The organism is Zhongshania aliphaticivorans, from assembly GCF_001586255.1.
In the GTDB taxonomy this organism is placed as follows: Bacteria; Pseudomonadota; Gammaproteobacteria; order Pseudomonadales; family Spongiibacteraceae; genus Spongiibacter; species Spongiibacter aliphaticivorans.
Window position 1 is genome coordinate 4024834 of sequence record NZ_CP014544.1, and the last position, 13842, is coordinate 4038675.

Below are 13842 nucleotides of genomic sequence, written 5' to 3' on the forward strand. Positions count from 1 at the left end.
TATTGAGCGTCATAGGTATTAACTATTACGTTTTCACTATTGCACAGGTATTTTTATGACGCTTACCGAACTGCGCTACATTCTTGCCCTGAAAGATTCAGGGCATTTCGGCAAGGCGGCAGAAAAATGCTTTGTTAGCCAGCCCACCCTCAGCGTGGCCATTAAAAAACTGGAAGACGAACTCGGCATTTCTTTGTTTGAGCGCAATCGCGGGCAAATTAAAACGACGCCGGTGGGCGAACAAGTGATTCGCCAAGCGCGCTATGTGCTAGAGCAAGCCGACCATATTCGCGAGCTCGCCAATCAGGGCCGCGATCCCTTGGGCACGCCGCTGGCCATTGGCGCAATCCACACCGTTGGCCCCTATCTTTACCCGCGCTGTATTCCGCTAATTCGCGAGTATGCGCCGGAGATGCCTTTATATATTGAGGAGAATTTAACCGGGGTCTTGCGAGAGCGCCTGCGCTCCTCCCAGCTCGACGCCATTATTGTCGCACTCCCTTTTAATGAACCCGACGTTGTTACCCAGCCGCTCTACGAAGAACCCTTTGTTGTGCTGCTGCCCTGCGACCACCCCTTAGCGCAAAAAACGGCGCTACACCAAGACGACTTACTCAATGAAAATGTTCTGCTCCTCGGTGAAGGCCACTGCTTTCGCGACCAAGTCATGGCCGCCTGCCCGGGACTTCGACAAACCTTTGCCAATGGAGATCGCCTACTCCAGTCCGTTGTCGAGGGCAGCTCACTCGAAACCTTAAAGCACATGGTCGTCTCCAAGCTTGGTATTACCATACTGCCGCTGTCTGCCGCGCAAGTTGCTCCCTATGGCGATGGCGTGCTGTGTACTCGGCCTTTTGTCGACCCCTCGCCAACCCGCACCGTAGCATTGGCCTGGCGCGCGAGCTTCCCCCGCCACCAGGCCGTGGATGTCATTAGCCGCGCTATAAAAGCCTCGGCGGCGGCACTAACCTCGCTGCCAAGCTCACAAAGTCCATCCAAAACAAAACGTAAAATTAAAAAGTCCGGATGAGCCAAGCCACTGACAAGCGCAATCCGGCTACCACCGTGGCGCTACATCAACTTGGTGTCGCCACCTTAAAAGGTGTGGGCCCCAAGGTGCGCGAAAAGCTCGACGCACTGGGCATTAAAACCGTACAAGATTTACTGTTCCACCTGCCCCTGCGCTACCAGGACCGCACCCGTATTACGCCGATTGGGGCCATGCAATTAAGTACCGACGTCGTCATTGAAGGTAAAGTGCTGGTTGCCGATGTCGTATTCGGCCGTCGTCGCAGCTTAGTCTGCCGAATCCAAGATGGCAGCGGCACCACCACCCTGCGCTTCTTCCATTTTAGTGCGGCGCAAAAAGCCCAACTCACCCCTGGTGCGCGACTGCGTTGCTTTGGTGAACCCCGCCGGGGCAGCGGTGGCCTAGAATTTTACCACCCCGAATACCGCGTTCTCGGCGGCGACGAACCCGTACCTGTAGAAGAGCGACTCACGCCGATTTACCCAAGCACAGAGGGCTTTGCCCAAACCAGTTGGCGCAAGCTCTGCGATCAAGCGCTACAGTATCTAGACCACCACCCAGTAAGTGAATGGTTACCAACTAAATCACTGCCCTATGCCCTTAGTAACAGCCAATGGACCTTGGCCGAGGCGCTGCGCTACTTACACCATCCGCCGACTGACGCCTCGATCAGTCAATTACAAGAAGGCTTGCATCCCAGCCAGCGGCGCCTGGCCTTTGAAGAATTGCTTGCCCATAATTTAGCCCTGCAAGAGTTGCGACGCGAAACCCAGCGCGGTGGCGGCCCGGCCCTCGACGGCCCAACAACACTACAGCGCGGATTTTTAAAAGGCTTGGGGTTTACGCTAACAGGCGCACAACAACGCGTAGCCAAGGAAATTGCCAAGGACTTGCGCAGCCACACCCCCATGCTGCGTTTGGTTCAAGGTGACGTTGGCAGCGGCAAAACTGCCGTGGCGGCACTCGCCGCATTGCGGGCAGTCGCCAGCGGCTACCAGGTCGCGATTATGGCGCCCACTGAAATTTTGGCGGAGCAACACTACCAAAGCTTCAGCCAGTGGTTTGAGCCCCTCGGTTTAAATGTGGCCTGGCTTACCGGCAAATTAAAAGGCAAAGCTCGTCAATTGCAAAGCGACGCTATTGCCGATCACAGCGCCCATGTCGCGGTTGGCACCCACGCGCTATTCCAAAACGATGTAGAGTTCGCCCGACTCGGTTTAGTCATCATCGACGAGCAACATCGCTTTGGTGTGCACCAGCGCCTAGCGCTAAAACAAAAAGCCGCGGCCCAAGTCGGCCAGCCCCATCAGCTCATCATGACCGCAACCCCTATTCCACGGACCTTGGCGATGACCGCCTACGCCGACCTCGATACCTCGGTCATCGATGAATTGCCACCGGGCCGCAGCCCAGTCAATACCGTGGTACTGGCCAACGACCGGCGCGGCGATGTAATGGAAAGACTCCGAGGTGTTTGCGCCAGCGGCCAGCAGGCCTATTGGGTGTGCACCCTGATCGAAGAATCTGACAAGCTTCAAGCGCAAGCCGCTGAAGCCAGCTGGGAGCTATTAAAAGAAACCCTGCCGGAATTGCGCATTGGTCTAGTGCACGGCCGCATGAAGCCCAAAGAAAAAGCCGCTGTCATGGCCGACTTTAAAGCGGCAGAATTAGATTTAATCGTCGCCACCACGGTAATTGAAGTCGGGGTAGACGTGCCCAACGCCTCGCTAATGATCATTGAAAACGCCGAGCGCCTCGGCCTAGCTCAGTTACACCAATTACGAGGCAGGGTCGGCCGTGGCAGCCAGCAAAGCTTTTGCGTACTGCTTTACCAAACGCCGCTGTCACGCAATGGTCGCGAGCGTTTAGCCGCCCTGCGCGACAGCAATGACGGCTTTGTTATTGCCGAGCAAGATTTAGCACTGCGCGGCCCCGGCGAAGTACTTGGCACCCGCCAAACCGGCTTAATGAGTTTTAAAATAGCCGATTTACAGCGCGACGACGACTTGCTCGACGCGGTGCGCGAACAAGCCCAGCACATCATCGAAAACCACCCAAATAACATTAAACCGCTTATCCAACGCTGGCTTTCAGGGCGCAGTGTATACGCCTCGGTATAAAGCCTTTTTGCAAAAGCCTTGCGCTCTTAGTCGACATCACCGAAAACATCGACTACACATAAAGAATGATCGATAAAATTAAAAACCTGCGCCGCTTCTTCCGGCTGCCCTACCCCAAGGCCGCCGAACCGCCGCTCACCGTAGATAAAGACACCACCTACCGCGTTCTAGAAATTTCCGAGCGCGGTATTTTACTGGCCCAAAAATCAGATGCGCCACTACAAATCGGCGAAACCCTACGGGGCAATATTAGGTTTCACGACCAACACTGCGAAGAAATCGAAGGCCAAGTGTACCGCCTAGACTCCCGTGGGGTGATTATTACCTTAAGCCAAGGCATTAGCCCCAAATACATGATGCAGGAACAAATTTACGTCAAAAATACGTTCCCGGTGTTTTTCCGCTACACGATACGAGAGAACTTTAAGGCAAGCCATTAACTGACTGCCGCCCCCAGCTAAGCCTCCGTCACCGAAAAAGCTGCGCCATATTAAGATGCGTTAACTGAGCCGTATTCATTGTCGCCATCACTCGCCTGACAAAGAAACACCAGCATCACAATGAGACCTATGAGCGGCACCAAATAAATTAGCTGCCACCAACCCGACCGGCCCGTATCGTGAAGCCGCCGCGCGGTAATACTAATACTTGGCATTAATACCACCAAAGAAAAAAGCGAGGCCAGCCAAACCGTGTTCAGCACATAGTCGACAACAGAAATGGCAACATAAATAAGGAAGTAAGCCAGCACAAACATCCAATACGCTTGTCGACTTGCCCGGCCGGAAAACTCAGCATACTTTTTAAACGCGTCAGTAAAATATTCCATCGTTAATCCTTTATTCATTTTTTCTGCTGTAAAGAGGCGTCACAGGCTATTTAATCTTTTTTGTCGATTGTAATCTCAATGGTTTTACTACTACCCGCAAACCACTTTTGTATATATAAGGAACCGACAATAGGCGCAGTTCCTTCGTCGGGAACTTCTTTATAGCGAACACTGTTTTTTGTCTCTTTTTCAAACTCAAATTTAAGGACTTTCTTTGACATAAATTTTTCCACCAGACTATTTTTTATCGCTGTCCATCTTTGCCTTGAGATCAGCAAAGGGGTTGAATGTGGCCGCTTTTGACTTTTTCTCCGTGGTACTGCCATAGCGGACTAAGTTTTCGTATTTGGTATGCTCCTCGTCATGGCAATAAATACATAACAGTTCCCAATTACTACCATCAGGCGGGTTATTATCATGATCGTGGTCGACGTGATGGACCGTTAACTCAGATAAATTCCTACGCTCAAAATCACGCGCGCACCGCCCGCAAACCCAGGGGTACAGCTTTAAGGCTTTTTCTCGATAACCGCTGGCGCGCTTAGTATTGTACTCGCGCTGTTCTGCTAAAACTTGATCCAGTGTCTTCTTTTGACCGCTCATTAACTTGCCTATAAATGGAAATATTTAAATTATTGATATATGAGCTTAGCTCTTCTTAGCACAGCCCAGAAAATGAATTCCAGTGCGACCTAGAAGCCATCACCGTCCTGCCACGGTAACTGGCGAAGCTCCTGAAGACTACCATCGGCTAGCAATAGCCATAGATCAAGAATCTTGGTCACGGGAATTTCGGCCATATGCCAAGGACCTTCGCCGGTAACGGCGTTTTCAAGACAAACTAGCCCGGAGTGAAACGCCGAGATACTCCACTGGCCATCATGTATCAGCGAAACACAGGCTTCTGCGTCATCTGCGCTGAGCGACCCAAGAAGACTCCGCCTCTGCTTTACTGATGGGTTCCACACTGTATCGCCGTTTTGGTCTAGCGCCGAATTGCTCATAGTATTTAATAATTCCTTACTTATTCAAGAGAGGACACCAATACTGCGCGCCGGCTTATAAAATTTAACTGATCAAAAATCCACCTTGATATAGAAAGTAGCCACACCGTTATTCAATACAGGAATTGCGCTAGATTGTCGACCAGCAGCTAGTAAAACTCATAATCAAGCTTTAAGCGAAGGGTGTAATCAGCACTGCTTTCATTTAAACCAAGGACACTGCCCAATTCCCAACGAATGCTGTTGGTGCTGCTTAAGCGAGTCATCCCCACCAGCGCGGGGCCAATACCGTGATAATCTTCGGCGGCATAAAATTCTAGCGCGGGTTCCAGATAGGGTTTATAGCGGTAGCGGGCCTGTGCCGAAAAGCTGGTTTCAAACTCGTCGCCGTTAACCTCGCTGTCTTCGTAAAGTAATCCAGCATTGGCGGTGAAGATATAGCTGTGCCACTCCCGCAGCGCGATGATTTTGGTCGCCAGTTCTTCCACATCACTGTCGCGGCTATTTTCGTACTCCAGCAGTACACCCCAATCTATTGCGTATTCGCCCTGCTCGGTGAGTTGCCAGCGAGCTTCGAGTTCATAACCACTGAAGCTTGCAGCATCGTCATCGCCGCGACCGATGACATAGGCCTCGAGGGCGAGGGTTTCGCTAACTGCCGCGCCAAAACCGAGACGCTGAATAACAATGCCATTTGGCGCTTGAACGCCTCCCTGCGCTCGGCTGACCCGGTATTCCAATTCTTTTTCAAGGACATTAACGTAAGGCGCGTAAATTTTGTCTACAGCCAAACCGTCGGCAAACACCGCGCCAGTCAATGAACTCAATACCAACAGGCCTAATTCAAGCTTGCGCGAGCCTAGCATTATTGCTCATCCGGCTTAGTTGGCGATGCCGCATTTATACCCGCGCGATAACGCAATGTTAAGGTGGCAAGCATGACCGCAATCGCAAATACATAAATCGCAACTTGCGCTGGTGCGGGAGTGGCTTCATAGCCCACCATGGCGTAAAGCAATTGCCCCGGCAGGCCGTCTTCGGGTAAAAACCCGCTGCTATCCCAAGCTTGACCGTCGGGTAGGTAATCCGCCTGAATCAGCATTTTACAGCCTTGTAAAATCATGCCGCCCGCCACTAGGGTAAGTAACATACTGCCAAAAAATACGGCGCGACGCGGACTAAAACTCAGCAGCCAATAATAAAATAAGGCGCAAAAACTAAAGCCGATACCCAAGCCAATTACCGCGCCGCTATATAAACCTAAGCGCGATTCTTGATTACCTTGAAAGGCTGATAAATAAATATAAATCTCTGAACCTTCGCGGATCACTGCCAAGGCAATAGCGACGGCCATCGCCACGAATAAAATACTATTTAGTGACTGACGACGATTAAGGTAAAACACTAATTGTTGACAGCTATACAGTAAGCAGAGATAAATCAATAATTGAATCCCCGCATCACTCAGCTCTTGGCCCACGCGACCCATGGCCGATGAAATACTGCCCATCTGCTGACCATAACCTACGGACCCAAGCAAGCCTACTAATACCCCCCATTTAAACCAGGCCTGGCTCACGCCCAATTGTCGGCACATAGACAATAGAATACTTATCAGCAGTGCCGCTTCAAGTACTTCACGAATGATAATGACGACGCTAGTCAGCAGCATTTTACCTTACTCGATTTAATTCTCATTCAGCAATTATCTTGCCTTGAGCACTCTTGGGATTAAACTCGCCGAAAAATGGATACTCTCCCGCCGGTAGCGGGCCAATAAATAGTAAGGCCTTCTGGCCGCCCAAAATTACTTTTTCGCGATTCAACTCGTAACTTTCAAATTCTTCCGGCGTGCTATCGCGGTTGTATACCCAAAGTTTTATTTTGGTATTGGCGGGCACCCGCAATTCTGAGGGCGTAAATAAATGTTCGCGTATTTCCAGGTTGAAGCTGGGCTTTTCTGCCCAAACTGAGGTCGCGGCTAACAACAATAGCGCAGCGCCGATTGAATGGCTCAAGGTCGACATTAATTTGCTCATACCTGCTCGCCCTCATCGCTACGACCGAGCGCTTTTTTTGATTTAGCGCTAGGCGGTAATGCCTTATCACTGCGCAACGGTGCGGGGAATACGATCGATACCGCCAAGCCCCTGCCCTCTAAACCTGTTGCCATGACGATGTTAGCCCCGTGTAATTCTGCAATATGCTCAACGATCGATAAGCCTAAACCACAGCCGCTCACTCCCGAGCTGTGGCGGTCTCCCCCCAGCCGATAAAAACGTTCGAACACCCGACTCTGCGCCTCAGCCGATATCCCCGGTCCGTTGTCTGCAACGGTTAGCCAAACCTCGCTGCTCTTGACCTCGGTGCGCAACTCAATGCGTCCGCCCTGCTGGGTATATTTACTGGCATTATTGACCAAGTTTTGCAGTAAAATCCCGAGTGCAAAGCGGTCGCCATCCACTGTTACCGCATCGCCCGCTAACTCGATGGTTTGCTGTTTAGCAGCGCAATCGGCGTAGCGCTCCGCAATCGCATCGCGAGCTAAGCCTGGCAATGAGATTTTTTCAAATTTTGCTGGGTAGTGATCTGGTGTAGTGCGGTGTAGCAATAGCATTTGCTCTACTAAATGTGCAAGGCGGTCTACGTCTTTAGTCAAGCTGCGCAGAGAATCGCTGCCGTTGGGCAGCTCATCGCGCACATTGTGAAGGTGCATTTTAATTGCACTGATGGGTGTCCGTAATTCATGTGCGGCATCAGCAGAGAAGCGGCGTTCTCGTTCAAACGAGGCGCTCAAGCGACTTAGCATAGAGTTTACCGATTGAATAACCGGCAACAGTTCTACCGGTGCACCATCGACTCGAATGGCGCCAAAATCGTCGGTCGGTTTTCGGCGCAGAATGCCCGCCAGTACGCCAAGGCTACTTAAGCCGCGACCAATGATTAACCAAATTAATATTCCCGCCACGGGTAATACCAGAACCACTGGTACAATAGATTCTAATATCACACTCTCGGCTAAGCGATAGCGTTGATCTACGCGCTCAGCGACCACCACTCGTCGCCCCGTATTCGGGTTTAAATAGCTTAGCGTGCGCCACCGGTAATCATTAAAATTATGCTCACCAAAACCCGGTACTTCGCTAATAATTTGCGCGGGCGCGTGGACAGAACGCCACAGTAATTTGCCTTCGCCTGAAAAAATTTGAAAGACCATTTGCTCATCATCTGCCGACGGTGGCGATTCCTCATTCGGCAATGGCATAGCCGCAAATTGCGCGGCCATTTCGCTTAGCTTTTGATCAAATAGGCTTTCGGCCTCGAGCATACTTGAGCGATAACCGTGCAGCGCGGCAATAAAATTAACCAGCATAAGTGCCGACAACACACTAATGATCAAAAAACGGCGCAGCGAGGTCATTCACTGTCACCGAGAATGAAGCCAACCCCACGAATGGTCTTGATAACCGAGTGACCTAATTTTTTGCGGAGGTTATGCACATGTACATCCACAGTATTACTGTTGACTTCATCGCCCCAACTATAAAGTTTTTCCTCTAATTGCTCACGACTAAATACCTGACCAGGGCGGTCAGCCAAGGCCCGTAAAATGGCAAATTCGCGGCGAGAGACCTTTTGCACTTCACCATTCAATTGCACTTCATGGCTGGCGATATTAAGGCTGACATTGCCAATATGAATTTCTGCTTCGCGCAGTGGCCCACTGCGCCGCGACAGCACGCGAATGCGAGCCAATAGTTCTTCGAAAGCAAATGGCTTTGTAAGATAGTCATCGGCGCCGGCATCCAGTCCAGCAATTTTATCGCTAAGACCGTCCCGGGCGGTGAGGATAAGAACAGGTATACCGGCTTGAATTTTGCGCAACGCCTGCAACAGACTAAGACCGTCGATATCTGGCAAGCCCAAATCCAATATTACTAAATCTAACTGGCCTGCTTCATAAAAACGCAGAGCATTGGCGCCAGTCGCCGCGTGGTCAACGGCATACCCCGCCCGCCGCAGCGCGGTCAACATACCTTGGGCTAAACTTTCATCGTCTTCGATAAGCAGTAAACGCATTATTGAAACTCACTTTTTAATAAGCGTAGCGCATTCGGTGTTGGCATACTAACACGTACTGCTTTAGCGCAAGGGAGCATCGCCTTGCTGCTTGGCATAGCGTTTTATTATCGGTAGCTGTTTTTTCAGTGCCTTTGCGACTAGGCAGGGAAACAAGCCGTTTAAGCGCACAAAAAACTTCTCTGGCCAACCCAGGTAACGGTTACAGCTGTGCCGCTCAGTTAGTAGTCGCATAGCGGCTAACGCAACCACTGCAGGCTCGTCCTCGCGATTACCCAGCTCTGCGTTCATTGCGACCACAGCCGCGCTATTCATTTTAGTTCGCACTGCGCGTGGGGCAAGGTAATGCACTGCTATTTCTTGGTCTGCCAATTCTCGTTGTAAAGCCTCGGTAAAACCGCGCAAACCAAACTTGCTGGCACAGTAGGTGCTAAAACCGGCATAGCCGATACTGCCAAAGCTTGAACCAACATTAATAATACAGGCGTTCGCACTTGCGCTGAGCAGGGGTAAGAGGCCGCGGCACAAGCGCATGGGCGCCAGTAAATTTAATCCCAGCATCTGCGCTAGATCATCATCTTGCACCTCAGGGAGCAAAGCAAAACCAGCAACACCGGCATTGTTAATGAGGACATCCACGCCTCCGATGTCGGCCAATTCAGTTGCGAGGCTAGTAATAGCCGCGGCGCTATTTAAATTGGCTAGCATAATTTGATGGCGTTCAGGCTGAGCCAAGCGATTTCGTAGCACGGCCAGCTCGTCACTATTTCTTCCGACTAATACCAAACGATGTCCCGCTTGCGCAAAGGCTAACGCCATGGCGCTACCGATTCCACCGGTAGCGCCCGTTATTACAATTTTAAGCACAGTCATGTTGTCGCCCTGTTAAGCCGCTTAGCTTTATTGCCCAATCTTATGCGGCACTCGATAGCGTGGCGGTATCCCCCAGCTCACGAAAGATATCGCCATAGAGCTGGTAAAATACTTTTGCGCTGCGAATAATCTCAGCTTGGTCAGCGGTATTGTTGATACGGTTCATTAAGTCTTTAAAGAACTCGACATGGCTTACATCTAAGGCGCCGTGGGATTTCAAATAGCTAAAGGCCTTATTGGGCAAACTCAAACTCGTTTGAATAGCATCCGCCGCGCTGTCGGCAATGGCGATACTGGTGCCTTCCAATACCTGGACCATGCCAAAAAAGCCCACTGGATTCACTCGGTTAATTTTGTCGTAGGCATAGGCCACCATCACGTCGGTCGCCTGCCCCGCTAGGCTATGACGAACAAATTCACTGTCACCGCCGCAAGCGCGAATATCGCTAAGTATCCACTCCTGATGGCCAAGCTCTTCTGCTATGTATTCCGCCACTGCCTCTCGCAGCCACTCGTAATGATCCGGTAAACGGCCGCCACAAGCCATCAACAAGGGTACGGTGTGTTTAACATGGTGAAAGGCCTGACTTAAAAAGCCAATGTAATCTTGCAAACTTAACTCACCCGCCACGCCACGCTGCAGGAATGGGATGTGATACAGGGCCCCTCGGTCGGCTTGGGTCTCTTCTTGTAAACGATCATAAAAGGTCATGCTGTTCTCCGTTGCTTCTGCGCTGCGTATCAGTATCTAATCGACGAATTGTTTGACCGGACGATCTAAAATGACGCTGCGATCCAGCTTGTGAATAAACAATGCTGGGGTAACAGTGCGCAAGCAATTCTGGGTAGGCAGTTAAAATGGCGTCTCTTTGTAAACGTCCATTCGCCGTGAGCAGACCGTCTGCAACCGTCAAACGTTTGGGCAAAGCCGCCCAACATTTGAGCTGAGCGTAATCAGGTAAACGCTGATTGCACTCGCGAATATATTGGCCAATATCGTCGTAGCTATAGCCTGGTGTGATGAAAATCAGGGCGCTGCAATAGGCTTCAGCATCACCAATCACCAGACATTGAGTCACACCGGCGTAAGCCATTAATTCGCTCTCTGGCCACTCCGGCGATATATTCCGGCCGTAGCTGCTCACCAATAGATTTTTGCTACGACCCTTGAGCCACAGAAAGCCATTATCATCTACTTCACCGAGATCTCCGGTAGCTAATGCTTGGGCGAATGGATCCTCCTCGCCGTTAAGATAGCCGAGGTATACATTGCCCTTAACTATCACCTGGCCCTCGACAATCTCAACATCGCAGTGAGATAAAACTTTACCGGCTGATCCTGGCCGCTCGCCGCCAGGCGTGTTCAAACTCACAACTGAACCACACTCAGACAGGCCATATCCTTCATACACAGGAAAGCCCAGTTCCCGCGCCTGGGCAATTTGTTCCGGCGCGACTCGCGCACCGCCCACTGCCACGAACAATAAACTGGCAGGCGGCTGCCAATGGTCTCGTTCCACGAGGGCGATCAAGTCCTTAAGTATCTGGGGCAGTGACACAAAGCTGTCGGGCTGCCACCGACTTATGTTGTTCGCCAATTCGCTTACCTCAAGTCCAGAGCTGCCCGCCCAGCCCAAGCTCTGTAAGCCGGGTAATACAACTTCGGCGCCGCGTAGCAGCCCCGCGTACACACCAGCCACATTTTCTAATAAGGTGGCCAGAGGCAACACCGCCAAATGCCGTCGCAAGGTGCTTGTCGACAGCGCAGCGTTCAGCGCCGTGGCCGTAGCAAATAGATTTGGCGCAGACAAACATACGCCTTTTGGCGCCCCGGTCGATCCAGAGGTATAGGTGATTTTCGCAGTGCCACGAGGCATGCTGGTGTTGTGTGCTGCCACGGCAAGCGGCCACGCCGTAAGCTCTGGCAAACAATTAAACGCGGTGGCCACCACCCCAGCACTGTCACACACAATCTGCAGTTGCGGATCACTACTAAGACGGTCACTGATTAGTGTATCCGCCGCACTGCTCGCCAAAACATTGGTCAACTGCGCTTGACTAAAAAAACCGGGAATGGGAATTAGCGCAATACCCGCTTGCAAGCAGGCAAGGTCGACAATAACCCATGCGGGACTATTATCAGCAATTAGCGCAGCACGACGAATTCCTTTTGCGCTCAGCTCCCCGGCAAGCGTATCTACCACTGCAATCAAGTCTTTATATACATAGTGATCGCGCTCGCCCGACAAGGCCGGCCGCGCCCCCAAAGCGCTTGCAATACGGCGTAATTCGCTTATTAAATCAGTCATATAAAGCGCCAACGCTATCGCTGCTGCAGGCTTCTATTTGGTATTTGCAGCTGGCTAATAACATGCTCGACGTGGACTGGCGGGCAAAGCTGGTCAGCGCGTCAACGGCGTTCACCGCAACCAGAGAGGGCGAGCTATTATAGTAGGTTCCCCAGTCAACCAATTGCTCACCGAGCTTACTGCCGTCGGCCTTACCCAAAACATACTGCTTTACGCCGAGACGAGCCAATAACTTCTGCACCTCTGGGGTTGCGGTAAATACCGCCCACTGCGCGCCCACCTGAACAATAAGCGCCGCAAGTGCAATGAACAGCATTTGACTACTGCCACGCCATGTTGCAACAAGATTGCCGATTTCCACCAAGCTGCCTCGTGCAACGGAAATTTTAAGTAAGTCGCCCAAAATAAGCTCGGCAGGGGCCTCTAGGTACTGCTCTAAAAATAGTTGCGTATCATAAGCGGCGCGGCGCATACCAAGCACACCGCCGAAGCCATTGGCTGCACGTAGCACAAGTAAATAGGGCAGAAATTCTCGCAGCGTCGCGCCATAACTCGCCGCAAATTTTTTGGCGATATACGTCTCAATCTCGGCACGTTCCGGTGCATTGCGGCTAATAACACACAGTCTCGGCGACGTATCGTGACTGGTATCTCGCCGCAAATTATTTGCCGTGGTGCTTAATCGGGCTTCTACCGAAGCGCTTTGCATTGAGTACATCTTTTCGCCCTCACATCGCAATTTCATGCTGGTAGCGTAAAGATCAAATTTTAAGGAATACTTAAGAAAATAACGGAAGGGAGAAAACAAGGGCAGCCACGGCGATATTGTGGCTGCCTTCATCTATCGAGCAAAGAATACATTGGCAATGACAAGCAGTAACGACGGGAAGGTATGCGGCAGCACTTTGTCACGAGTGCCGCGTTACACAGCACTCGGAAAAATGAATGCCTAGCGCTCGCTAGGTACCAGCCAAACAAGCACTACAAAACTTACCAGCTTACCGACTTAGAGGAGCCACGCTTTACAATCGGGGTTTCGCCTTCCCAAATAGCTAAACCAGATTTAATCTCTGTTAAGCTCAACTGAAAGAAGTACTCCACCTGGGTTTTGTTACGACCCATGCTGTGATTGCGCTGCAATATTTTACCCGTGAGCGACAAGTCTGGTGCTTGCAACTGCCCCTTTGCGGCAATACCTTTCTGGTCAAATTCACTATTACCACGCAGTTCGCGGGCAACATAACTCATTTCGTCTTCGGGGCCATTAAACGCCACAGCAGTGGTCACTACGACCTTGCCAGAATTCAGTAATTCAATGCGGATTTTTTTTACCAATTGATCGGTATCAATCCGCTGCATGGTGTCGTTAATCATGCGCCCAATCGCCAAAATATAACGACCGCCGCCAGGCTTACTCACCGCCCCACTGGCAATCATCGACTGCACAGCTTCACCGGCTGCCTTTTCAAAATCCCGGTATTCCAAGCCCATTACCGAATCGGCGGTGTCGTTGTTGGTGTCAACAATTTTCACGCCGCTGGCACAGCCCGTTAGTACCAGCGCCATAGCGCAGGCTGCAAATAATTTTTTCATGTGT

The 13842-nt window shown here is 51.2% G+C and carries 17 protein-coding genes; 3 read left to right on the top strand and 14 right to left on the bottom strand.

The annotated features are described in order from the left end of the window. Nucleotides 1–55: 55 nt before the first annotated feature. The 3 genes from AZF00_RS17995 (at nucleotide 56) to AZF00_RS18005 (ending at nucleotide 3590) form a co-directional block, all read left to right on the top strand. Nucleotides 56–1030, top strand: coding sequence for a hydrogen peroxide-inducible genes activator (locus tag AZF00_RS17995; protein WP_008252861.1), 975 nt, complete (start codon nucleotides 56–58; stop codon nucleotides 1028–1030). Then, a complete protein-coding gene (recG, locus tag AZF00_RS18000) occupies nucleotides 1027–3150 on the top strand; it encodes an ATP-dependent DNA helicase RecG (protein WP_062384572.1) in 2124 nt (707 codons plus the stop codon). Before AZF00_RS17995 ends, recG begins: the two co-directional genes overlap by 4 nt. Before the next feature lie 65 nt (nucleotides 3151–3215). Beyond that, nucleotides 3216–3590, top strand: coding sequence for a hypothetical protein (locus tag AZF00_RS18005; protein WP_062384575.1), 375 nt, complete (start codon nucleotides 3216–3218; stop codon nucleotides 3588–3590). Between the two features lie 50 nt (nucleotides 3591–3640). On the opposite strand, the gene AZF00_RS18010 is transcribed toward AZF00_RS18005, so the two are convergent. The 14 genes from AZF00_RS18010 to lpoB form a co-directional block, all read right to left on the bottom strand. Continuing rightward, on the bottom strand, nucleotides 3641–3979 hold the full coding sequence (locus AZF00_RS18010) for a DUF805 domain-containing protein (RefSeq protein WP_062384579.1): 339 nt from the start codon (nucleotides 3977–3979) through the stop codon (nucleotides 3641–3643). 50 nt (nucleotides 3980–4029) lie between these two features. After that, the gene (locus AZF00_RS19515; protein ID WP_197465689.1) at nucleotides 4030–4200 is read right to left on the bottom strand and encodes a hypothetical protein; all 171 of its coding nucleotides are present in this window, start codon (nucleotides 4198–4200) and stop codon (nucleotides 4030–4032) included. Between the two features lie 16 nt (nucleotides 4201–4216). After that, the gene (locus tag AZF00_RS18020; RefSeq protein ID WP_008252877.1) at nucleotides 4217–4582 is read right to left on the bottom strand and encodes a YajD family HNH nuclease; all 366 of its coding nucleotides are present in this window, start codon (nucleotides 4580–4582) and stop codon (nucleotides 4217–4219) included. 89 nt (nucleotides 4583–4671) lie between these two features. Continuing rightward, on the bottom strand, nucleotides 4672–4983 hold the full coding sequence (locus tag AZF00_RS18025) for a hypothetical protein (protein ID WP_062384585.1): 312 nt from the start codon (nucleotides 4981–4983) through the stop codon (nucleotides 4672–4674). A 149-nt stretch (nucleotides 4984–5132) separates the two neighbouring features. Continuing rightward, a complete protein-coding gene (locus AZF00_RS18030) occupies nucleotides 5133–5849 on the bottom strand; it encodes a hypothetical protein (RefSeq protein WP_062384588.1) in 717 nt (238 codons plus the stop codon). Beyond that, entirely contained in the window at nucleotides 5849–6655 is an 807-nt protein-coding gene (locus AZF00_RS18035) for an FTR1 family iron permease (protein ID WP_062384591.1), read from the bottom strand. Before AZF00_RS18035 ends, AZF00_RS18030 begins: the two co-directional genes overlap by 1 nt. A 22-nt stretch (nucleotides 6656–6677) precedes the next feature. Continuing rightward, entirely contained in the window at nucleotides 6678–7022 is a 345-nt protein-coding gene (locus AZF00_RS18040) for a cupredoxin domain-containing protein (RefSeq protein WP_008252891.1), read from the bottom strand. Next, nucleotides 7019–8404 carry a sensor histidine kinase gene (locus AZF00_RS18045; RefSeq protein WP_062384594.1) on the bottom strand — a complete coding sequence of 462 codons (1386 nt, stop codon included), beginning with the start codon at nucleotides 8402–8404 and terminating at the stop codon, nucleotides 7019–7021. Before AZF00_RS18045 ends, AZF00_RS18040 begins: the two co-directional genes overlap by 4 nt. Then, nucleotides 8401–9063 carry a response regulator gene (locus AZF00_RS18050; protein ID WP_062384598.1) on the bottom strand — a complete coding sequence of 221 codons (663 nt, stop codon included), beginning with the start codon at nucleotides 9061–9063 and terminating at the stop codon, nucleotides 8401–8403. Before AZF00_RS18050 ends, AZF00_RS18045 begins: the two co-directional genes overlap by 4 nt. A 63-nt stretch (nucleotides 9064–9126) precedes the next feature. Continuing rightward, nucleotides 9127–9936 carry an SDR family oxidoreductase gene (locus AZF00_RS18055; protein ID WP_062384602.1) on the bottom strand — a complete coding sequence of 270 codons (810 nt, stop codon included), beginning with the start codon at nucleotides 9934–9936 and terminating at the stop codon, nucleotides 9127–9129. A 40-nt stretch (nucleotides 9937–9976) separates the two neighbouring features. Further along, nucleotides 9977–10648, bottom strand: coding sequence for an iron-containing redox enzyme family protein (locus AZF00_RS18060; RefSeq protein ID WP_062384605.1), 672 nt, complete (start codon nucleotides 10646–10648; stop codon nucleotides 9977–9979). Beyond that, the gene (locus AZF00_RS18065; protein ID WP_062384607.1) at nucleotides 10635–12245 is read right to left on the bottom strand and encodes an AMP-binding protein; all 1611 of its coding nucleotides are present in this window, start codon (nucleotides 12243–12245) and stop codon (nucleotides 10635–10637) included. Before AZF00_RS18065 ends, AZF00_RS18060 begins: the two co-directional genes overlap by 14 nt. Continuing rightward, a complete protein-coding gene (locus AZF00_RS18070) occupies nucleotides 12238–12990 on the bottom strand; it encodes a thermostable hemolysin (RefSeq protein WP_197465690.1) in 753 nt (250 codons plus the stop codon). Before AZF00_RS18070 ends, AZF00_RS18065 begins: the two co-directional genes overlap by 8 nt. A gap of 245 nt (nucleotides 12991–13235) precedes the next feature. Then, nucleotides 13236–13838 carry a penicillin-binding protein activator LpoB gene (lpoB, locus tag AZF00_RS18075; protein WP_062384612.1) on the bottom strand — a complete coding sequence of 201 codons (603 nt, stop codon included), beginning with the start codon at nucleotides 13836–13838 and terminating at the stop codon, nucleotides 13236–13238. Nucleotides 13839–13842: the final 4 nt, after the last annotated feature.